The following is a 20,005-nucleotide window of genomic DNA, read 5'->3' on the forward strand; positions in this document are numbered from 1 at the left end:
AGGCGCGGCCTCTCCGGGCGGCGCGGTGCGCCGCGACACGGCAGGGTGGGCATGGCGGTGCACCGGACCCCCGGCCGACGACAGGCCGTTCGCTCCCGATCGGCGGCACGGGGCCGCAGCACCCGCGAGCGGGAGGCTGCCGACGGAACGAAGGAGCCACGAGTGGCGGGCATCGACGAACTCTCGGGCCAGGGCTGGACCCAGATCGCCGAGTTCGCGATCGCGCTGGTGCTGTCGAGCGCGATCGGGCTGGAGCGGGAGATCCGGCAGAAGGCCGCCGGCCTGCGCACCTACACCGTGGTCGGCCTCGGGGCCGCACTGTTCACCCTGGTCAGCAAGTACGGGTTCGGCGACGTCCTGCGCAGCGGGCAGATCGTGCTCGACCCGTCCCGGATGGCGGCCCAGATCGTCTCCGGGCTCGGCTTCATCGGGGCCGGGGTGATCTTCGTCCAGCGCGGTTCGGTCCGCGGCCTCACCACGGCGGCCACCGTCTGGCTCACCGCCGCCATCGGCTCGGCGGCCGCGGCCGGCCTGCCGCTGCTGGCCGTGGTCACGACGGGTGCCTACTTCCTCGTTGTTTCCGGGCTGCGGCCGCTGACCCACCGGCTGCCGCAGCTGCGTGCCCGCCCGGCCACCTGCCGCATCACCTACCTCCAGGGCAGCGGCCTGCTGCGCGAGCTGATCGCCCGGATCACCGAGCAGGGCTTCTCGGTGACCGAGCTGGCCACCGTCGCCGCCGCCGGCGGCCGGGCGGACCTGCCGGGACCGCCGCCGGAGGAAGCAGGGGAGGGGACGGGCGACGAAGGAGGGATCGCGACGGTCTCCGTCACGGTCGAAGGCCGCTCCGACCTCGGGGCCCTCGCCGAGCGGCTCTCCCGTGTGCCCGGAGTCCTCGCCTGCTCGGTCGGCCGTCCGGACGAATGACGCTCACGGGACGGGCAGGCGAGTGGTCCGGGCCGGATCGTCGTGCGGCGGGCCGCCTCAGGCGGCCCGCTGCACGGATGACATGCGTGGAGTCCTACCTGCGGGCGCCGCGGCTGCGCCCCAGGCGCACACCGCCGAACACGAGGGCGGCGATGAAGAGGACGGCGCCGATGACGAGCAGCCACAGCAGGCCCTTCACCAGCGCGCCGACGAAGCCGAACACCACCGCGATCAGCAGGATGAACAGGAAGAGTGCCATGTGTTGTCCTCCTTGAGCGGGGGTTCCGTCAGTCGTTGCGCTTGAGGGCGCCCTTCACCCGGTCGGCGGCGCCCCGTGCGGCGTCCTTGACGTCCTCCGCGGCCTGCTTGACCTTCGACTCGGCCTGGTCGGCCTGGCCCTCACCCTTGAGCTGCTGGTCTCCGGTCAGGTCGCCGGCCTTCTCCTTCGCCTTGCCGGCCAGCTCCTGCGCCTTGTTCGAAAGGTCACCCATCGGTTCCTCCAGTGGTCGCGGCGGTGCGGCGGCACCGCTCGTTCGTCATCGTTTGCCCGGTATCGACCTTTTCATTCCTCCTGCACTGTGGGTGGCCGTTCCGCGGTGCGGGGTCGGGGCGCTCACCGCTGTCCGGTCGCGTCCTTGGCCGGCCCGGGGCTCGTGCGAGGTCGTGATCAGCCGCTCGTCAGGAGGAGGTCGTCGACTGCCGGCGGGGCCCGGGAGGGCAGGATCGAGTCTCCAGCAGGGGCGGAGGGTGCCGAAGGCGGACCCGATCGGTCACCGGCCCCGGCTCCGGCGCACGAGTGGCCGGGCCGGGGCCGGGAGCGCCCGGTGGCCTACGGCAGGATCGGGCCGATCGAGACCCAGGTGTTGTAGATGCGGCCGCTGGCGCAGTTGGCGGTGGCCGTGCCGTCGCCGAGCATCAGCTTGCTGTAGACGGTGACGCCGGACTGGCACTGGGCCGCCACGGACCAGGCCCGCCGCGGTTCGAGGCCGGAACAGACGCCGACGCCGAACGGGCCCGAGGCGTAGGCCGTGCACCGGCCCGTGGTCGGGGTGGTGTCGGCGGCCTTGGCCTGGGCGGCGGCCGGTGCGGCCAGCGCGGCGGTGGCGGCGAGGAGCGAGGTCAGGAGCAGTGCCGAGGTACGGCGCATCGAGGAGGGCCCTTCCGGGGGTGGGTGTGGCGCGACGGGCCTGCGCTCCCGGCAGGCGGAGCACTCCCCGCCGGTTGCGCAAAGCGAGGGAATCCTGGGGGGAAGGTGTGATGGCCGTCAATGATGAGGGGCGCGGTACAGGCGAGTTTCCGTCACGGAGCAGCCTGACGTCCGTCCGCCGGCTGATCGAGTCCGTCAACGACACCCGCAACGGCCGACTCGGCCTCGAACACCACGGAGGGCGCACCGTCGAAGGCGTGGGAACCACTCGTCCGGCCGCAACTCGGCAGCGTCCGCGCGTGTGGCCACGTCCGGGAGGGGCAGACGCCGGTCATGGACGATCAGCGCGCGCTTGGCCCGGCCGTACCCGGCGTGGGGACCCGGGTCCTGGCCGTCCGCGCGACCGGTGGTGCCGCGCGCGATGATGGCCGGGACGGCACGCCGCCGTCCCGACCGCACCGGGAGCACGCCATGCCACGGCCAGCCGAGGGGTCCGCCGAGGGGGAGCACGAGCACGGGGACGGGCCCGGCGGTCTGCGGGTCGCGGTGGACCGCGTGGGGCCGGTGCGGATCGTCGCGCTGTCGGGCGAACTGGACCATGACACGGCGGACGGACTGCGCACCGCTCTCGGGGCCCCCTTCGACGACGGCGTCCAGCGTCTCGTGGTCGACCTCGCGGACCTGCGGTTCTGCGATTCGACGGGCCTCAACATCCTCCTGCGGGCCCGCCTCGGCGCCGAGTCGGCCGGGCTGAGGCTGGAACTCGCCGGCCCCGGCGCCCTCGTGGCGAGGCTGTTCGCGGTCACGGGGACCGACGGCGTGTTCCTGATCCACTCCGACCTCGCTGCGGCGCTGGCGTTCCGGGGCCCGACGCCGGGAACCCCGGCCTCGGGCCCGGCGTGAGGAGGCCCGGATGTCGACGTCAGGGACGGGCCCGGTGCGCAGCCGGTCGGAGCAGAGCAGGAGGCTCGCGCTCGGCGGCAGCGAGGGCGCGGTCCGGCGCAGCCACGAGTTCAGCCGGCAGGCCCTGCTGTCCTGGAACTGGCTCCCTGCCGTCGACGACGAACAGCGGGCCGTCGTGGAGGACGTCCTGCTGATGGTGTCGGAACTGGTCACCAACGCCTGTCTGCACGCCGCCGGGGGTCCGAGCGAACTGCGGCTCCGCTGGGACGGCCTCCGGCTGCGGGTGGAGGTCGTGGACGGAAGCCCGGTGCCGCCGCGGCTGCGCCGGTACGGGGACCCCGCGCAGCCGGGCGGTCACGGCCTGCGCGTGGTCGACCGCCTCGCCCGGGCCTGGGGGTGCGTCCCCGAGGGGCAGGGCAAGCGGGTCTGGTTGGAGGTGGGATCCCCGGTCGACCACCACGCCCGGCGGCGCTGACCCCGGTGCCCGGCTCCGTGCGGGCCCCGCCGCTGTTTGCCGTGACCGCCGTCGGGTAGCCGGTGAAGGGGCCCGGGGAATCGGATCCGGAGGCGACCACCGTGGACGGCCGCGAGGCCGCCGACCTGCGCAGAGGCCAGGTGCGGCGGGGGCGCCGCCTCGAAAGGAGGCCCTCGATGGCCACGACCGACGACCCGGTGCTCGGCGGGGTGCTGGCCCGGCTGCTGGCCCGCTCGCGCACGATCGGGCCCAGGGACCTGCCCGGTCTCGTGGACGACGCGGCCCGCGCGCTGGGCGCGGCCGGAGCCCGGATCTACCTCGCCGACGTCCAGCAGCAGCACCTCGTGCCGCTGTCCGGCCCGCTCGACGACCCCCTCGACGACCCTTCCGACGGCCCCGGGCAACGCGTCGGCGCGGCGGACGGCGAGGACGCCGAGGACGGCGAGGACATCGAGACCACGCTCGCGGGCCGGGCCTACCGGCTGGAGCGCACCCAGCTCTCCGCCGGGCCGCCCCCGGTCCACTGGTACCCGTTGGTCGACGGGGCCGAGCGGATCGGCGTCCTGCGGGTGGCGGCCCGGCCGCCGCAGCCGGAGGCGACCGACTGCTGGGAGTCCCTGGCAGCCCTCGTCGCCCTGGTGGTGGTCTCCAAGGCCGCGTTCAGCGACATGATCGTCCGTACGACGCGCGACCGGCCGATGAGCCTGCAGGCCGAACTCCTGTGGGCCTTCCTGCCGCCCCGCACGATCGGCACCCGCGACGTCACCTCCAGCGCGGTCCTCGAACCCGCCTACGACGTCGGCGGGGACGCCTTCGACCACTCGGTGGCCGGCGGCCACCTGCACGTGTCCGTGTTCGACGCCATGGGGCACGACCTCGCCTCCGGAGGAGCCAGCTCGGTCGCGCTCGCGGCCTGCCGCAGCACCCGTCGGGACGGCGGCGACCTGGCGGACATCGCCCGGGCGATCGACCGCACGCTGGGCCGCTGGATCCCCGACCGGCTGCTCACGGCCGTCGTGGCCGACCTGGACACGGCCACCGGTGACCTCGCCTGGGTCAACTGCGGCCACCCCACGCCCCTGCTCATCCGCGGCCGGCACGTCGTCGCCGACGCCCTGCGGCGCCGTGCCGAACTGCCGCTCGGGCTCGGCTTCCACGACCAGGGTCCGCAGCCCGTCCACCACCTCAGGCTCCAGCCCGGCGACCGGGTCCTGATCTACACCGACGGCGTCACCGACGCCCGCTCGACGATCGGGGACACCTTCGGCGAGGAGCGCCTGACCGACGCCCTCGTCCAGCACATGGCGGGCGGCGAGCCCGCGCCCGAGGCCCTGCGCCACCTGATCCACTCGCTGCTCGCCCACCAGGACCACCGGCTCCGCGACGACGCGACGATCCTCCTCGCCGAGTGGCACCCGCACGGCCGGCGCAGTTGAGGCGGGGGGCTACACCGGATCCTCGCGCCCGCCCCGGCAACGGCCGTCATTCCTGGGGGACTCGGCCCGTCGTCCCGGCGCCCGGAGGATCCCGCGGTGAGTCGGGGCCGGGGTCGGTGCTGGGGCCGGGGTCGGGGCCAGGGTCGGGGTCGGTGAAGGCGACGTCGACCTGCTGCTCGGGACGGCGCTCCTGCTGCCGCGCGATCGCGCTCAGCACCTTCTCGTCGGCGTCGGTGAGCGGCGGTTGGAGGAGACTGCGGGGCCAGAGACGGCGGGCCAGCACGACATCGGTCTCGGCGGCGTAGACGGTGACCTGCGCGGCCAGGTAGAGCCAGGACAGCAGGCCGATGACGGTGGCGAAGAAGCCGTAGACCTGGCCGGCGTGGCGCAGCTCGTGCACGACGAGCAGCGAGCCGAAGGCCTGGAGGACGGTGAACAGCGGGCCCGCGATCGCACAGCCCGGCCAGATCGTACGGGTGGGGATCTCGCGGGGCGTGAGTACGCGGAAGCAGGCCAGGCACAGGGCGGTGTTCAGGAGCGCCGAGACGAGGAGGCCGCCGATCCGGGCGGCAGGGCCGCCGAGCGAGGAGGCGACGACCGAGGCGGCCGCGGTGCCGAGCAGCAGGCCGGAGGCGAGCACCACCAGCAGCAGCAGGCTGCGGCCCAGGCGGGGCCAGTAGCCGGGGCGGCGCACGCCGGGGACGTTCCAGATCTCGGCCATCGCGTGCTGGAGCACCTGGGTGATGCCGAGCGCGCCGTACAGCAGGAACAGCATCGCGACGGCCAGCGCGAATCCGCTGCCCTGGAGGGAATGGACGTTCTGGCGGAGCTGGTCGCCGATGATCGGGAAGTCGGCGAGGGCGGAGTTGAGCACGGACTTCTGCGCACCCGGGTTGCCGTGCAGCACGAACCCCAGGACGGTGCTCAGCAGGAGCAGCAGCGGGATCAGGGCGAGGAAGCCGTAGTAGCTGATGAGCGCGGCGAGCAGTCCGCCGCGGTCGTCGCCGTACTTCTTGATCACGCCGAGGACCACGGCGGTCGGGCGGTGGCGCTGCTGGAAGCCGTCCACCGAGCGAAGGGCGCGTTCGACCGGGTTCATGCCGTCCTCCTCCGTGTGTCGGGCGTGCGGGCCCGCCACGGACCGGGCCCGCACGGAGGCGTCTGCCCACCGGCCCGGTTCGTACGCCAGGAGCCCGAACGGCGCCGTGCCGTCCGGCCGCCCCCGGCGTCGGGCCGCGGCACGACCCGGCCCCGGACGCCCTGCGGGGTGCGGGCGACCGGGGCCGGGAGCCGACGGGGGCGGTGGCGCGTCAGTGCTGCAGGACCTCGGCCCGGTAGCCGCCGCAGCCGTTGGTGACGTACGTCGAGGAGACCCACCACCCGGGCGGGACGGTCGAGTTGGCGCAGACGTTGATCCCGTTGTACAGGTTGTCGGTGATGACCTCCGCCAGGTGTCCGCCGCAGCCGTTGGTCTGCTGGGCCGCGGTGATCACGTAGCCGGGCGGGATCGGCGAGTCGCTGCAGACGTTGATGCCCGGGTACGGCGCGTTGAGGACCTCGTACATGTGGCCGCCGCAGCTGTTGGTCTGGTTCTCGGCGGTGATCACCCAGCCCGCCGGGACGGTGGAGTCGGTGCACACGCCGATGCCGTTGTAGACCTGGTTGGTGATGGTGCCGCCCAGGTGGCCGCCGCAGCTGTTGGTCTGGTTCTCGGCGGTGATCACCCAGCCGGTGGGGACGGGCGAGTCCAGGCAGATGCCGACGCCCGGGTAGGCGACGCGGAGGACGGCGTTGAGGTGCCCGCCGCAGCCGGCGCCGCTCGACTCCGAGATGATCACGTAGCCGTCGGGGATCGGGGAGTCCGCGCAGATGTTGACGCCGTCGTACGGCGGTTGGACGGTCAGTTCCAGGTAGCCGCCGCAGCTGTTGCTGCTGTGCTCGGAAACGATCACCTGGCCGGGCGGGACGGGCGAGTTGCCGCAGATGGTGGCGGCCGAGGCGGGGGCGGCGAACACCACCAGCCCGCCCGCGAGGACGGTGAGGACGGCGACGACGCGCCCGAGCAGGTGGGCGAGGGGTTTCATGCGGTCTCCCGGAGGGGTGGGCGGCGGCCGCCCTGGGACGGACGGGACCGGTGGTGCACCGGGTGGGCTCGGCACTCCCGATGCGCCCACCACAGTGGCGGGCCGGGCGGTCGCGGCCAACACCATCGGGACTCGGACAAACAACTACGGAAAACGATCGCCCCCTGGTCACCGCTCGCACCCGAACGGACAATCTCGTCCGGACAATCAATCGGCGCGAAGCCGCAGCACGGGGGAGGACGCCGGTGGGCCGAAGACAACGGAGCCTGGACCCGGCCGCGGGGCCGGCCGCGGAGTTCGCCCTGCGGCTGCGCACCCTGCGCGAGCGGGCCGGCACCCCGACCTTCGCCGCGATGAGCCGACGGGTGCACCGCTCCACCACCGTCCTCTCGGAGGCCGCCGGCGGAGTCGACCTGCCGACCTGGGCGACGGTCGAGGCCTTCCTCGCGGCCTGCGGGGAGCGCGACACCGGGCCGTGGCGCGAGCGTTGGGAGCAGGCCCGCGACGCGCTGGAGGAGCCCGCCGCTCCGGGTGGTGGCCCGGCGGGGCCGCCCGGCGCAGCCGACGCACGACCGGTGGTCGCTCCCGCGCCCGGCGCGGACGACGGGTTCCCCGAACCTGCGCTCCGAGTCGGCCTGTTGCCGCCTGTCGCCCCCGCTGCGTCGCCCCCGCGCTGGTGGACCTCGCGGCTGGCCGTCGCCGTCGTGGCGCTGCTCGTCGGCCTGGCCGCCGGACTGCTGACCGGGCTCCGACTCCCGCGCGCCGCGCCGCCGTCCACGGCCGGACCGCAGTCCACGCCGTCCCGGGCGCTGCCGACGGTGGTGGTCGTCCCGCCCCCCGTGCCCCGACCGTGGCCGGCCGCCGGCTCCGGCTGCGACGCCCGGACGCACTGGGTCTACCAGTTCGACCACGCCTACCAGGGCCAGGTCTACGCGCTGCTGGCCCGCCCCGACGCCGGCCCGGCCGAGACCGCGGTCACCCTGGTCTGGGGCCCCTGGCGCTGGCAGCACCCGGTGACCGTCCAGCCGGGTGCCCCGGCCCAGGCGGCCGGCGGCGCCCTGCTGCTCTTCACCAAGCTCGACACCAGCCTGCGCGACCCCCTCGTCACCGTCGACACGGCCGACCCGGTCTGCGCCGCCTTCGGCACCGCCGGCCCGACCTCCGTCGCGCCCCTCACCACCGTCGACGCCAACCAGGGTTGGACCGGCGCCGAACCCACCGCGGACACCCCGGACGACCCCTCGGCTCCGGCCGGGCAGCAGAGTCCGTCGAACTCCTGACCCGTTCACGGGTGTTCGGCACTCCGGCGCGGGCCCCGAACGCAGCGGCGTCCGGCCTCGGGTCGCCCGGGGACACACCCGGGGGGAGGCAGACCTGCGCGGAACCGGTCGGGCCGGTGCAGGCGTCCGGAGGGGCATGGATCAGGGCTTCCGGTTGCGCGGGGCGACCGCCGAGGACGCCGACGTCCTCGCCGACGTGCACACCCGGACCAGGACGGCGTACTACACCGCGGGCGGCCTGCCCGAGGAGGAACTCGCCGACCCGAGCGGTCGGCGGGAGCGGCGCGCCGCCTGGGCGCGGGTGCTGGCCGCGCCGGAGCGCGCCACGGTGGTCGCGGAGGACCCGGACGGGACGGTGGTCGGGCTGCTCGCCGCCGGGCCACCGCACCACGGGGACCTGGACGTCTCGACGTGCTACGAGCTGTACCAGATCGGGGTCCTGGCGCACGCCTGGGGGCGCGGGGTGGGCGGGGCCCTGCACCGGGAGTTCGTCGTGCTGGCCGAGGCCGCCGGCTGCGTCGAGGGGGTGCTGGAGTGCTGGGCCTCCAATACCCGTGCGCACCGCTTCTACGCCCGGAACGGGTGGCGGCCGGACGGAACGCGGCGGCCGGGACCGCTGGACCGTGACTACGTCCGGCTGCGGCTGACGCTGGGGTCGCGCGGTCGCTGACCCCGCCCGGACCTCAGGCGCCGCCGAGGCCGTCGACGGCGGAGGCCGGCGAGGGCGCGCCCGGCGCTTCGTGCGGCGCTTCGTGGGGCGCCGCCGACGGTTGGCGCAGGAGGGTCGAGAGGAGTTCGGCGACGGTCGGACCGGCGTCCGCGGGGTGACGCAGCTGCTTGCTCGCGGTGACGCTGTAGTGGTTGGCGCGGCCGCGGCGTTCGTGGCTGAGGTACCCGGCGTCCTCGAGGTCGGTGATGATGCGCTGGACGGCGCGTTCGGTGAGCAGACAGCGGGTGGCGATGTCGCGCACGCGGATGCCGGGGTCGCGGGCGATCTGGACCAGGACCCGGGCGTGATTGGTCAGGAAGGTCCAGTGCCGCTCGGTGACCGCGCCGTTGTCCATGGCTCCACGATAGGACGTGCGGTTCACGGCTGCCGAAACACGACCGCGAATTCGTGCATTGGTTGACATGTGGGGGAGACGGGCGAACAGTGGAGGAGCGGGATCCGCACCGCCTCCGCGGCGGATCCGTGCGGCGGCCCCTTCGACCGGAGATGGTGCGCGTGGACCCGATGAGCAGGCAGGGACTGGAGCGGCTCACCTCCGAGCTGACCGATCGGATCGGCGCGCCCTGCGAGCGGGGCGACAATCCCGGCCGGGTGGAGCCGCTGCGCCGGCAGGTGCACCACGCGGTCACCGGCATAGACGCGTACCTCACCGCGGTCGAGGCGGGCAGCCGGACGAGCGCGCGGCTGCGCGAGCAGGCCCTGGACCTGTGGCGGAGCCTGGAGCGGATCGCCTCCGCCTGGCCCGACCACCCCACCGCCGTCGAGGACGTGGCCTCGGCGCCCGGCACCCCTCCTCCGGTCTGAGGAGAGGGCCGTGCCGTCCTGCCTGAAGTCGGAGACCGTCCGGGTCGGGAACGCCCTGGTGTGCTCGTTCACCGGCGACCTGATCCTCGACAGCGAACCGGTCGCCACCGAGGCCCTGGAGGCCGCGTTCGAGCAGCGCCCGGCGGTGCTCGCCGTCGATCTGGCCGGCGTGGACCTCTTCACCTCCACCGGCCTCGACCTGCTGCTGGTCGCCCGGCGGCGAGCGTCGGAGCAGGGCGTCACGCTGGTCCTGGTCGCGCCGCCGGCGCGGACGCTGCGGGTGCTGGAACTCACCGGGACCGCCGCGCTGTTCACCGTCCGCGCCACGGTCGGCGAGGCGCTGCGCACCCACCGGCCGTCCACGCCCCCGGTCTGAGTCGAGCGGGCCTGCGGCGGGCTCCGGTCAGTCGCGCAGCAGCCGGGCCCGGATGCCCGCGATCACGATGTCCAGTTCCAGGAGGAAGGTCGCGTCGCGCTGCTCCGGGGAGATCACGGCGGCCTGGCGGGCCTGCTCCTCGAGGGTGTAGCCGTTGACGAAGCTGGTGACCACGTCCGCGCCGAGGTGGGCGGCCGGGGCGTCGGCGCCGGCCGAGCGCAGGGCGTCGATCAGGGAGCCGAAGTAGGCGACGGCGTTGGGCGGCGGGGCGGTGAAGGAGACCACGAGCCGGGCGCCGTCGCGGTGCGCGAGCATGGCCGCGCGGGCCCGGCCGGCCAGCTCCCGGAGCCGGTCGGCCCAGTCCGGCTCGGTGGCGGGGGCGGCGTCCGGGCGACCGGTGGACGGCGGGGTGAGCATCTCGCCGATGATCCGGTCGGCCAGCGCGTCCAGCAGCGCGGCCTTGCTCGGGTAGTGCCAGTACAGGGCGCCGGCGCGGACGCCGAGCCGCTGCGCCAGGCGGCGGGTGGTCAGCTCGTCGAGGCCTGCCTCGTCGAGCAGTTCCAGCGCGCCCTGCAGTACGTCGGCCTGCCGAAGCGGCATCGGTGTCCCCTCTCGTCACCCGTTCCTGCCAGCGGAGGCATCTTGTCACTTGAACGCCGACCAAGTAAGTTGAACAGTGACCAAGTGAACGGTGTTCAAGTCAAGTGGTTACGGGGGGATCGACATGCGTGTCCTGGTGATCGGCGCGGGAGTCGGCGGGCTGTGCCTGGCGCAGGGGCTGCGGCAGGCCGGGATCGACGTGCGGGTCTACGAGCGCGAGGCGAGTGCGCAGGCCCGGTACCAGGGGTTCCGGATCGGCATCGGCGGCCCGGGGCTGGCCGCTCTGCGGGAGTGCCTGCCGCAGCGGCTGCACCCGCTGCTGGAGGCCAGCACCGGAGAGCTCTCGGGCGAGCGGCGGGTGGTCGACGAGCAGCTGCGCGAGATCCGCCGACTCGGTCCGCTGTACGGGGGCCTGGCCACCGACCGGCACGTCCTGCGGCACCTGCTGCTGGCCGGGATCGCCGATCGGATCGAGTTCGGCAAGCGGCTGGTCCGCTACACCGAACCGGGCGACGGGTCCGTGCGGGCCGAGTTCGCGGACGGGAGCAGCGCCACCGGCGATCTGCTGGTGGGCGCGGACGGTGGCAACTCGCCCGTGCGGCGGCAACTCCTGCCCGAGGCCGAGGTGGTCACCCTGGACGGCAACGGCCTGCTCGGCCGCACGCCGCTGACCGACCGGTTCGCCGGCCTGGTCCCGGGCTTCGGCACCCTGGTCCAGGGCCCCGAGGTGCGGATGCTGCTCGGCAGGATGGAGTTCCGCCGCCCGCCGCACCTCGCCGCCGCCGAACTGGCCCCCGATGTCGAACTCCCGGAAACCGGCAGCTACCTGCGCTGGGCGGCGTTCCTGCCCGAGTACATCAAGCCGCTGCCCGCCACCTGGCCGGAGATCCGGGACCTGCTGCTGGCCGGCATCGCCGGCTGGCACCCCGACCTGGTGGAGCTGGTGCGCCGCTCGGACGTGGTCAACAGCTCCGCGCTGACGGTCCGTTACGCGAAGCCGGTGCCGCACTGGGGCACCCGCAGGGTCACCCTGCTCGGCGACGCCGTCCATGTCATGCCGCCCAGCGGCGGCATGGGCGCCAACACCGCGTTCCGGGACGCGGCCCTGCTCTGCCGCGCGCTCACCGCGGTCGGGCGCGGGGAGGCGGAGCTGCTGCCGGCCGTCGAGCGGTACGAGCGGGAGTTGCTCGAGTACGGCTTCGCGGCGGTCGCGGGGAGTCTCGAACAACTGCCCACGTTCGCCCCGTCGGTCGGGGCGAACGGCCAGGCCTGAAGGCGCCGGGGCGGACACGGCGGCGAACTGCGGTTCTGCGCCGCCCTGGTGGCCGGTCGGTGCCGTCCGGGCCCGTGTCGGAGCGGGGAGTTCGCTCGGCAGGCTCCATTCACTCGAACGGATGATCACTTGATCTGACCCTGCCGTCTTTTCGCCCCACCCCCTAGGGTGATCGAAGATCATGGCGGTCGGTCGCCGACCGCCGTCGTACGCGCGGACGTTCGCACGGAAGCACGGGAGTGCGGAAGTGCGCGCGGTCGTGCGGCCGGGGCATCGACACAGTGGGGGCACGGGTGAGGGTGAAGGGTGACGACGCGCAGGCGGTCGTCGGATCGGTTCCGTCGAGCGCCGCGGCGGTGCGGCTGTGACCGTCACCCCCGGCGGGTACCTGGCCGGCCCCTGGGCGGACGCCGCGCACCGGCTCACGCTGTCCGCCGTGTTGGAGCGCCGGGCCGCCGAGTTCGGCGACGCGGTCGCGGTGACCGACGGCCGCCAGGAGCACAGTTGGGCGACCTGGCGGGCGCAGGGGCTGGCCCTGGCCGCCGGGCTCCAGGACCTCGGCGTCGGCCCGGGCGACGTGGTGGCCGTGCGGCTGCCCAACTGCTGGGAGCTGCTGGTCGCCCACGCCGCCCTCGCCGAACTCGGCGCCGTCCTGCTGCCGTTGCACGCCGCCCTCGGCCCCGGGGAGGTCGGTGCGCTGCTCGAACGGACCGACGCGGGGTTGCTGTTGGCCCCGTCCGGCCACGAGCCGACCGCCGCGCGGCGGGTGCTCACCGTCGGTCCGGACCTCGGGCCCGGCACGTACGGCGAGGTGCTGAAACGATTCGCCGGACAGGTGCCCGAACCGGTCGAGGTCACCCCGGAGCATCCACTCGTCCTGATGCCCTCCTCCGGTACCACCTCGCGGCGGCCCAAGATCTGCGTGCACAGCCACGGCGGACTGCTCGCCAACGCCGCGGCGGTGGCCGAGGAGGGCCGGGCGACGCCGCACGACGTGCTGGTCAGCGCCGCTCCGTTCACCCACCTGTTCGGGCTGCTCGCCGTCCACCTGGGCCTGCTCACCGGCGGCCGCCAGGCGCTGCTGGAGCGCTGGGACCCGGACGCCTGCGCCCGGCTCGCCCGGGCGAGCGGCGCCAGTGTGCTGTTCGCCGTCCCCGCGCACCTGCGCGACCTGGTCCGGCGGGCCGAACCCGGCACGCTCGCCCTGCGGGAGGTCCGTACCGGCGGCACCGCCGTCCCGGAGGAGCTCGTCGCCCGGGTGCGCACGGTGCTCGGCGCCCGGACCGTCATCCAGTGGGGCATGTCCGAACTCGGGGCCGGGACCTTCACCCGCCCCGACGACCCGGCCGAGGCGGTGGCCGCGACGATCGGCCGCCCGGTACCCGGCGCACGGGCCAGGATCGTCGCCGCGGACGGCACGCCGTGCGCCGACGGCACCACGGGCGAGCTGCAGTTCCGCGGGCCGCACCTGTTCCGCGGCTACCTGGACGACCCGTCGGCGACCGCGGCGGCCCTCACCCCGGACGGCTGGCTGCGCACCGGGGACCGCGCCCTGCGCCGGTCGGACGGCAACCTCGTCTACCGGGGCCGGGACGCCGAACTCATCAACGTCGGGGGCCTGAAGTTCACCGCCTCCGAGGTCGAGACGGAACTCTCCGCCCTGCCGCAGCCGTCGGCCCTGGCCGTCGCCGCGCGCACCGACGCCCGGCTCGGCGAGTACCCCGTGCTGCTGGTCGCCCTGCGGGACGGGACGGCGCTCGGCCTGGACCAGGTGCACGCCCTGCTGGCCGAGCGCGGCGTGGCCCGCTACAAGTGGCCGCTGGACCTGGTCGTGGTCGACCGGATCCCGCTGACCCCCAGCGGGAAGGTCGCCCGGGCCCGGCTGGCGGAGCTGTCCCCGGTGGGACCACCGCCGGCTCCGGCGCCCGTACCGTCGCCCCCGGGCGGCACCCGGCCGTTCGACGAGGTGCTCGCGCTGATCGAGCGGGAGCTGGCCGTCCTGGTCCGCACGCCGACCGCCGGGCCGACCGGCGACCGGGCGGGGTTCCGCGACCTCGGGCTGGACTCCGCCGGGGCGGTGCGCCTCGCGGTGCGGCTGGCCGAGCTGCTCGGCCGGCAGGTGGCGGGTACGGCGGTGTTCGACCATCCGTCACCCCGGGAACTGGCCCGGGCCCTCACCGGCCCGGCCGCCCCGAGGCCGGTGGCCGACCCGTCCCGGCGGACCGACGACGACCCCGTGGTGATCACCGGCATCGGCTGCCGCTTCCCCGGCGGGGTGGACTCCCCGGAGGCCCTGTGGCGGCTGCTCGACGCCGGCCGGGACACCCTCACCGACCTTCCGCAGGACCGGGGTTGGGACCTCGACCGGCTCTACCACCCCGAACCGGGGCGCGCCGGGCGCAGCTACGTACGCACCGGCAGCTTCCTCACCGACGCCGCCGCCTTCGACGCGGCCTTCTTCGGCATCTCCCCGCGCGAGGCCCTGCGGATGGACCCCCAGCAGCGCCTGCTGCTGGAGACCGGCTGGGAGGCCCTGGAGCGCGCGGGCATCGACCCGGCCTCGCTGCACGGCGCGAGCGCGGGCGTCTACCTCGGGGTGATGGCCGGTGACTACGCGCCGCGCGTCGGCGAGGCCCCGGAGCTGTACGACGGGCAACTGCTGACCGGAACGGCGTCCAGCGTGGCCTCCGGCCGCCTGTCCTACCAGCTGGGCCTGACCGGGCCCGCGCTCAGCATCGACACCGCCTGCTCCTCCTCCCTGGTGGCGATCCACCTGGCCGCGCGCGCCCTGCGGGACGGCGAGGTGGACCTCGCGCTGGCCGGCGGGGCCACCGTGATGAGCACCCCGGCCGCCTTCGTGGACTTCGCCCGGCAGCGGGCGCTGGCCCCCGACGGCCGGTGCAAGCCCTTCGCACCCGACGCGGACGGCACGGGCTGGGGGGAGGGCGCCGCGGTGCTCGTCCTGCAACGGCTCTCCGACGCCCGGGCCGGCGGCCATCCGGTGCTCGCCGTGGTGGCGGGCAGCGCCGTCAACCAGGACGGGGCCAGCAACGGCCTGACCGCGCCGAGCGGGACCGCCCAGCAGCAGGTGATCCGGCAGGCCCTACGGGACGCGCGCCTGACGCCCGACCAGGTCGACGTCGTCGAGGCGCACGGCACCGGCACCCCGCTGGGCGACCGGATCGAGGCCGGTGCGCTGGACGCCGTCTTCGGCGGCCCCGACCGCCCGGCCGACCGTCCGCTGTGGCTGGGCTCCGTCAAGTCGAACCTCGGGCACACCCAGGCCGCCGCCGGGGTGGCCGGAGTGATCAAGACCGTCCTGGCGCTGCACCACGCCACCCTCCCGGGCACCCTCCACGTGGACGGCCCCGAGCTGCCGCCCGGACTCGCCGATGGCGCGCTCGCCCTGCTGCACCGGGCCCGCCCGTGGCCGACGGGCGACCGGCCCCGGCACGCCGGGGTCTCGGCGTTCGGCATCAGCGGGACCAACGCACACATCGTGCTCGGTGAACCGCCCGCGGACCCCGCCCCGGCCACGGACCCCGCCCCGGCCACGGCCCGGCCCGCGGCCGGGAGCGTCGTGCCCTGGGTGCTGTCCGCCCAGGACCCGCAGGCGCTGCGGGCGGCCGCCGGGCGACTCGCCGCAGCGGTCCGGACCCAGGACCGGCCGGCCCCGGCGGCCGTGGGGCACGCCCTGCTCCGCACCCGCCCCGCCCTGCCGGAGCGGGCGGTGGTGGTCGGGGCCGACCGGGACGCCCTGCTGACCGGCCTGGACGCGGTCGCGGCGGGCACCTGGGCGCCGGGGACCGCGGTCGGAAGGGCCGGGCGGACCGGTGGCACCGTGTTCGTCTTCCCCGGGCAGGGCTCCCGCTGGCGCAGCACCGCCGACGGACTCGCCGAGGCCCACCCCGCGTTCGCCCGCTCCCTGGCGGCCTGCGAGGCCGCGCTCGCCCCGCACGTCGACTGGTCCCTGACGGACCTGCTGCGCGGCGGGGCCGGAGCGCCCCCGCCGGAGCGCCCCGACGTGGCGCAGCCCGCCCACTTCGCGGTGCTGGTCGCGCTGGCTGCGCTGTGGGAGTCGTTCGGCGTCCGCCCGGACGCCGTCGTCGGCCACAGCCAGGGCGAGATCGCGGCCGCGCACGTGTGCGGGGCGCTGTCCCTGCCGGACGCGGCCCGGCTGGTCGCGGTCCGCGCCCGGCAGGTCCGGCAGCTGGCCCCCGGAGCGATGGCCGCGGTCGCCCTGACGGAGGAGCAGCTGGCCGACCGGCTGGCGGGCCGTCGCGGCATCGCCGTCGCCGCCCGCAACTCGCCCCGCTCGGCCGTCGTCGCCGGGGACACCGGGGCCGTCGAACGGCTGGTCGCCGACCTCACCGGCCAGGGGGTGGCCACCCGGCTGCTGCCGGCCGGCTACGCCTCGCACTGCGCCGCGGTCGAGGCACTGGCCGACACCCTGCCCGAGGCCCTCGCCGGGATCACCGCCGGCCGCAGCACGACGCCGTTCTACTCGACCGTCGAGGCCCGCCGGTTCGACACCGCACACCTGGACCCCGCGTACTGGTACCGCAACCTGCGCCGACCGGTCCGCTTCGCCGACACCGTCCGGACCCTGCTCGCCGACGGCCACCGGCGCTTCGTCGAGGTCGGCCCGCACCCGCTGCTCACCGAGGCGGTCACGGAGACCGCGCAGGAGGCGGGCGTCGCGGCCCTGGCCGTCCCGACCCTGGTGGCGGGCGAACCCGGCCCGCAGCGGTTCCTGCTCTCGGCGGCCGAACTGCACGTGGCCGGTGCCCCGGTCGACTGGGCCGGGGCGCTTCCCGACGGCCTCCGGGAGCGGGTGGAGCTGCCGACCTACCCGTTCCAGCGCCGGCGCTACTGGCTCGACACCGTGCGGACGGCCCCGGCCCCGGCCCGCGCGATGACGGCCGACGACGAGCCCGCCGACCCGACGGGGCACGGTGGGGCCGCGGACCCGCTCGCCCTGGTGCTGTCCCACACTGCGGCCGTGCTCGGCCACCCGCCCGACGCCGCGCTGCCGACCGGTGCCACCTTCCAGGAGCTCGGCGTCGGCTCGATGGCCGCCGTCGAACTGCGCACCCGGCTCGGGCGCGACCTGGGCCTGGCGCTGCGCGCCACCGCCGTCTTCGACCACCCGACCCCGCAGCACCTCGCCGACCACCTGACGCAGCTCCTGCGCTCCGCACCCCTCAGCACCGGCGGGCAGGCCGACGCCGAAGCTGCCGAAGCCGTCGGGGCCGTCGGAGCCGTCGGGGCCGAAACCGGGGCCGAACTCCCGGACAGCGTGGGCGCCCTGTACCACGAGGCGCTGCGCACGGGCCGCGGCGCGACCGCCCTCACCCTGGCCAGGGCCACCGCGGCGCTGCGCCCGACCTTCAACTCCGAGCAGGCGGCGGCACGGGCCCCGCGCGCGGTGAGGCTGCCCGCCGGCCCCGCCGGCCCCGGTGACGCTTCCGCCGCCGACCCGGAGCTGCCCGTCCTGCTCTGCGTGCCCTCCGTGCTCCCCACCGGTGGCCCCCACGAGTACCGGGAGCTCGCCCGGCACTTCCGCGGCCCGTGCACCGCCGTCCTGCCCCTGCCCGGCTTCACATCAGGCGAGCGGCTCCCCGCCGACCTGTCGGCGCTGGCCACGGCGCACGCCGAGAGCATCCGCCGTCTCGATCCGCAGGGGCCGGTGCTGCTCTGCGGCCACTCCTCGGGCGGCCTGCTCGCCCACGTCCTCGCCGGCCGCCTGGAGCGGCTCGGCCGACCGGCCGCCGGGCTGGTCCTGCTCGACACCCCGTGGCCCGACGCCGGGCTGTACGCCGAGACCCTCCCGGCCGTCCTCGCCCTGCTGGCGGACCGCCCCGGCCCGCTGGCCGCCGAGGCGCCCGGCACCGGCCGGGTCAGCGCCACCGGCGGCTACCTCGACCTGCTGGAACGTTTCACCCCCGAGCCGATCGCCACCCCGACCCTGCTGCTCGGGGCCGACCTCCCGCTGCCCGGCGTCGGCCCGTTGGCCCGCTGGGACCTGCCGCACACCGCCGCCACCACGCCGGGCGACCACCTCACCCTGCTGACCGAGCACGCGCCCGCCCTCGCCCGGGCGATCGAGGGCTGGGCCGCCGACCGCCCCGCCACCCCGTCCCGCCTCCAGGAGCCGAACCCGTGACCTCACCCGTGACCGCACCGGCCACCTCAGCCGCCCACCACCGGCCGACCGCCGCGCTCCTGCGCGCCCTCGCCACGGACCGGACGGCCCCGCCCTACCCGGCGCTGCGCCGGATCACCGAGGAACTCGGCGCGGGTCGCCCGCTGCTCGCGGACCAGCCCCGGCTGCGGGACCTGCTCGAACTCACCGCAGCCGCCGACCCCCGGCTCTTCCACGTGATGTTCCTGCACCACTGCATGACCGTGGGCCCCGCCCTGGACTACGGCGCCCAGCCCGCCGACGTCGCCGCCCTGGCCTCCGGCGCCCGGATCGGGGCCGCCCTGATGACCGAACTCGGCCGCGGCAACAGCAGTGCCGCGATCCGCACCGAGGCGCGGCTCGACCGCGCGAGCGGCGACTTCGTCCTGCACACACCCGAGCCCGGCGCCGCCAAGTACCCGGTCAACGCGGCCGATCCCGACACGCCCCGGCTCGCGGTGGTCAGCGCCCGGCTGCGGATCGACGAGGCCGACCACGGCGTCTTCCTCTTCCTCGTCGAACTGCGCGACGCCCGCGGCACCACGCCGGGCGTCACCGTCCGGCCGCACCCGCCCACCACCCTGCTGCCGCTGGACTACGCCACCGTCCGCTTCGACCGGGTACGCGTCCCCCGCCACCGCTGGCTCGCCGACGGCGCCGCGCTCACCGCCGACGGCCGCCTCCACGACCCGGCCGGCGGGCCCGACGCCCGCACCCGGCGCAGCCTGGGCATGAGCCGCTTCGCCTGCGGCGCCGTCACCGCGGGCCTGGCCGCGGCCGCCCGGGCCGCCGTCGCCCTCGCCCTCCCGCACGCGACACGCCGGATCACCGCCGAACGCGGCGGCGGCGAGCGGACCGCCCTGGACCACCTCGACCAGCAGCGGCTGCTGTTCGGCGCGGCGGCGGACGCGTACGCCGCGACCGTCCTGGCCCGCCGGGTGACCGCGGCCGCCTGGGACGTCCCCGCCGGCGGCGGGCGCGGCGACGGACCGGCCCCGGAGGTGATGCGCACCCTGGCCCTGACCAAGGTGGCGGTCAGCCGGCTCGCCGACCGGGCGGTGGCGCGCTGCCGCTCGGCGACCGGCGCGCTCGGCTTCTTCTCGGAGAACCGGCTCGTCGACTACCAGGCCCTGACCACGGCCTTCCAGTCGGGCTGTGGCGACAACCGGATGATCCTGCTGGACGCGGCCCGCTCGCTGGCCGCAGCCGACGCCCCCGTACCGCCCGACGCCCCCGCACCGGCCGGCGAGCACGGCCCCGCCTCGGACGAGGACGGCCTCACCCCGCTGTTCCACGCCCACGAAGGCCTGCTGCACGGGGAGTTGACCACCGGCCTGGCGGCGGCCGCCGAGGACGGATCGGACCCGGCCGACGCCTGGGACGAGCACTCCCGCCCCGCCCGCGCCCTCGCGACGGCCCACCTCACCCGCACCGCCGCCGACGCCCTGGCCGCCCACGCCACCGACGACCCGGTGGCAGCCGAGCTGCTGCGCGCCGCCCGGCTGGACCGGGCGGTCACCGGCTCGGCCCGGTACCTGCTCTCCGGACTGGCGACACCGGACCACGTCCGGACCTGGTCCGCCGCCCTGGACGGCGTCCACCGCCGGCTGCGCCACCGGACCGACGACGTGGTGGCCCTGATGGACACCCCGCCGGAACTCCTGGACGCCCCGATCGCCGGCCCCGACTACGTCACGGCGCTCACCGGCGGCTGAGCGGCGCAGCGCGGGGCGGGCGCCGGACCGGCCGGATGCCCCCGGAAACCGGATGCCCCCGGAAACCGGAGCGG

Annotated in this window: 18 protein-coding genes and 1 pseudogene; 12 read left to right on the forward strand and 7 right to left on the reverse strand. The window is 75.8% G+C overall.

Features of this window, described 5'->3' with window-relative positions; all coding sequences use genetic code 11:
* Positions 1-162: 162 nt before the first annotated feature.
* Positions 163-924, forward strand: a complete 762-nt coding sequence (locus AB0O91_RS01340) for an MgtC/SapB family protein (RefSeq protein WP_363426983.1) — start codon at positions 163-165, stop codon at positions 922-924.
* 94 nt (positions 925-1,018) lie between these two features.
* On the opposite strand, the gene AB0O91_RS01345 is transcribed toward AB0O91_RS01340, so the two are convergent.
* The 3 genes from AB0O91_RS01345 to AB0O91_RS01355 form a co-directional block, all read right to left on the reverse strand.
* On the reverse strand, positions 1,019-1,183 hold the full coding sequence (locus tag AB0O91_RS01345; protein WP_363426984.1) for a hypothetical protein: 165 nt from the start codon (positions 1,181-1,183) through the stop codon (positions 1,019-1,021).
* A 28-nt stretch (positions 1,184-1,211) separates the two neighbouring features.
* The gene (locus AB0O91_RS01350) at positions 1,212-1,415 is read right to left on the reverse strand and encodes a CsbD family protein (RefSeq protein WP_363426986.1); all 204 of its coding nucleotides are present in this window, start codon (positions 1,413-1,415) and stop codon (positions 1,212-1,214) included.
* A gap of 338 nt (positions 1,416-1,753) precedes the next feature.
* Positions 1,754-2,071, reverse strand: coding sequence for a hypothetical protein (locus tag AB0O91_RS01355; RefSeq protein ID WP_363426988.1), 318 nt, complete (start codon positions 2,069-2,071; stop codon positions 1,754-1,756).
* A gap of 161 nt (positions 2,072-2,232) precedes the next feature.
* Between AB0O91_RS01355 and AB0O91_RS01360 the strand changes: the two are divergent.
* From AB0O91_RS01360 to AB0O91_RS01375, 4 genes and pseudogenes are all read left to right on the forward strand, one after another.
* A pseudogene (locus AB0O91_RS01360) lies at positions 2,233-2,331 on the forward strand (IS982 family transposase); the annotation flags it as partial.
* A 211-nt stretch (positions 2,332-2,542) separates the two neighbouring features.
* Complete coding sequence (locus AB0O91_RS01365; protein ID WP_363426990.1) at positions 2,543-2,974, forward strand: STAS domain-containing protein; 432 nt, start codon at positions 2,543-2,545, stop codon at positions 2,972-2,974.
* A 10-nt stretch (positions 2,975-2,984) separates the two neighbouring features.
* A complete protein-coding gene (locus tag AB0O91_RS01370) occupies positions 2,985-3,449 on the forward strand; it encodes an ATP-binding protein (protein ID WP_363426992.1) in 465 nt (154 codons plus the stop codon).
* A gap of 176 nt (positions 3,450-3,625) precedes the next feature.
* Entirely contained in the window at positions 3,626-4,885 is a 1,260-nt protein-coding gene (locus AB0O91_RS01375; protein WP_363426994.1) for a PP2C family protein-serine/threonine phosphatase, read from the forward strand.
* A 46-nt stretch (positions 4,886-4,931) separates the two neighbouring features.
* Here AB0O91_RS01375 and AB0O91_RS01380 read toward each other — a convergent pair whose 3' ends face one another.
* Positions 4,932-5,984: a YihY/virulence factor BrkB family protein gene (locus AB0O91_RS01380; RefSeq protein ID WP_363426995.1), complete on the reverse strand. Its 1,053-nt coding sequence runs from the start codon at positions 5,982-5,984 to the stop codon at positions 4,932-4,934.
* Positions 5,985-6,195: 211 nt separating this feature from the next.
* Positions 6,196-6,969, reverse strand: a complete 774-nt coding sequence (locus AB0O91_RS01385) for a hypothetical protein (RefSeq protein WP_363426997.1) — start codon at positions 6,967-6,969, stop codon at positions 6,196-6,198.
* Positions 6,970-7,214: 245 nt separating this feature from the next.
* Between AB0O91_RS01385 and AB0O91_RS01390 the strand changes: the two genes are divergently transcribed.
* Positions 7,215-8,249 carry a helix-turn-helix transcriptional regulator gene (locus tag AB0O91_RS01390; protein WP_363426998.1) on the forward strand — a complete coding sequence of 345 codons (1,035 nt, stop codon included), beginning with the start codon at positions 7,215-7,217 and terminating at the stop codon, positions 8,247-8,249.
* A 136-nt stretch (positions 8,250-8,385) separates the two neighbouring features.
* Entirely contained in the window at positions 8,386-8,919 is a 534-nt protein-coding gene (locus AB0O91_RS01395; RefSeq protein WP_363427000.1) for a GNAT family N-acetyltransferase, read from the forward strand.
* Positions 8,920-8,932: 13 nt separating this feature from the next.
* Here AB0O91_RS01395 and AB0O91_RS01400 read toward each other — a convergent pair whose 3' ends face one another.
* The gene (locus AB0O91_RS01400; RefSeq protein ID WP_363427002.1) at positions 8,933-9,313 is read right to left on the reverse strand and encodes a helix-turn-helix domain-containing protein; all 381 of its coding nucleotides are present in this window, start codon (positions 9,311-9,313) and stop codon (positions 8,933-8,935) included.
* A gap of 170 nt (positions 9,314-9,483) precedes the next feature.
* Here AB0O91_RS01400 and AB0O91_RS01405 point away from each other — a divergent pair, with 170 nt between their 5' ends.
* Together AB0O91_RS01405 and AB0O91_RS01410 are read left to right on the forward strand one after the other, a co-directional pair.
* On the forward strand, positions 9,484-9,783 hold the full coding sequence (locus AB0O91_RS01405; protein WP_363427004.1) for a hypothetical protein: 300 nt from the start codon (positions 9,484-9,486) through the stop codon (positions 9,781-9,783).
* 10 nt (positions 9,784-9,793) lie between these two features.
* The gene (locus AB0O91_RS01410) at positions 9,794-10,159 is read left to right on the forward strand and encodes an STAS domain-containing protein (RefSeq protein WP_363427006.1); all 366 of its coding nucleotides are present in this window, start codon (positions 9,794-9,796) and stop codon (positions 10,157-10,159) included.
* A 27-nt stretch (positions 10,160-10,186) separates the two neighbouring features.
* On the opposite strand, the gene AB0O91_RS01415 is transcribed toward AB0O91_RS01410, so the two are convergent.
* A complete protein-coding gene (locus tag AB0O91_RS01415) occupies positions 10,187-10,759 on the reverse strand; it encodes a TetR/AcrR family transcriptional regulator C-terminal domain-containing protein (RefSeq protein ID WP_363427008.1) in 573 nt (190 codons plus the stop codon).
* Positions 10,760-10,883: 124 nt separating this feature from the next.
* Here AB0O91_RS01415 and AB0O91_RS01420 point away from each other — a divergent pair, with 124 nt between their 5' ends.
* From AB0O91_RS01420 to AB0O91_RS01430, 3 genes are all read left to right on the forward strand, one after another.
* The gene (locus tag AB0O91_RS01420) at positions 10,884-12,032 is read left to right on the forward strand and encodes an NAD(P)/FAD-dependent oxidoreductase (protein ID WP_363427010.1); all 1,149 of its coding nucleotides are present in this window, start codon (positions 10,884-10,886) and stop codon (positions 12,030-12,032) included.
* Between the two features lie 364 nt (positions 12,033-12,396).
* Positions 12,397-18,198 carry a beta-ketoacyl synthase N-terminal-like domain-containing protein gene (locus tag AB0O91_RS01425; RefSeq protein ID WP_363427012.1) on the forward strand — a complete coding sequence of 1,934 codons (5,802 nt, stop codon included), beginning with the start codon at positions 12,397-12,399 and terminating at the stop codon, positions 18,196-18,198.
* Entirely contained in the window at positions 18,195-19,931 is a 1,737-nt protein-coding gene (locus tag AB0O91_RS01430; RefSeq protein ID WP_363427014.1) for a hypothetical protein, read from the forward strand. The genes AB0O91_RS01425 and AB0O91_RS01430 overlap by 4 nt, the downstream gene beginning before the upstream one ends.
* Positions 19,932-20,005: the final 74 nt, after the last annotated feature.

This window comes from Kitasatospora sp. NPDC089797 (genome assembly GCF_040684795.1).
GTDB lineage: Bacteria > Actinomycetota > Actinomycetes > Streptomycetales > Streptomycetaceae > Kitasatospora.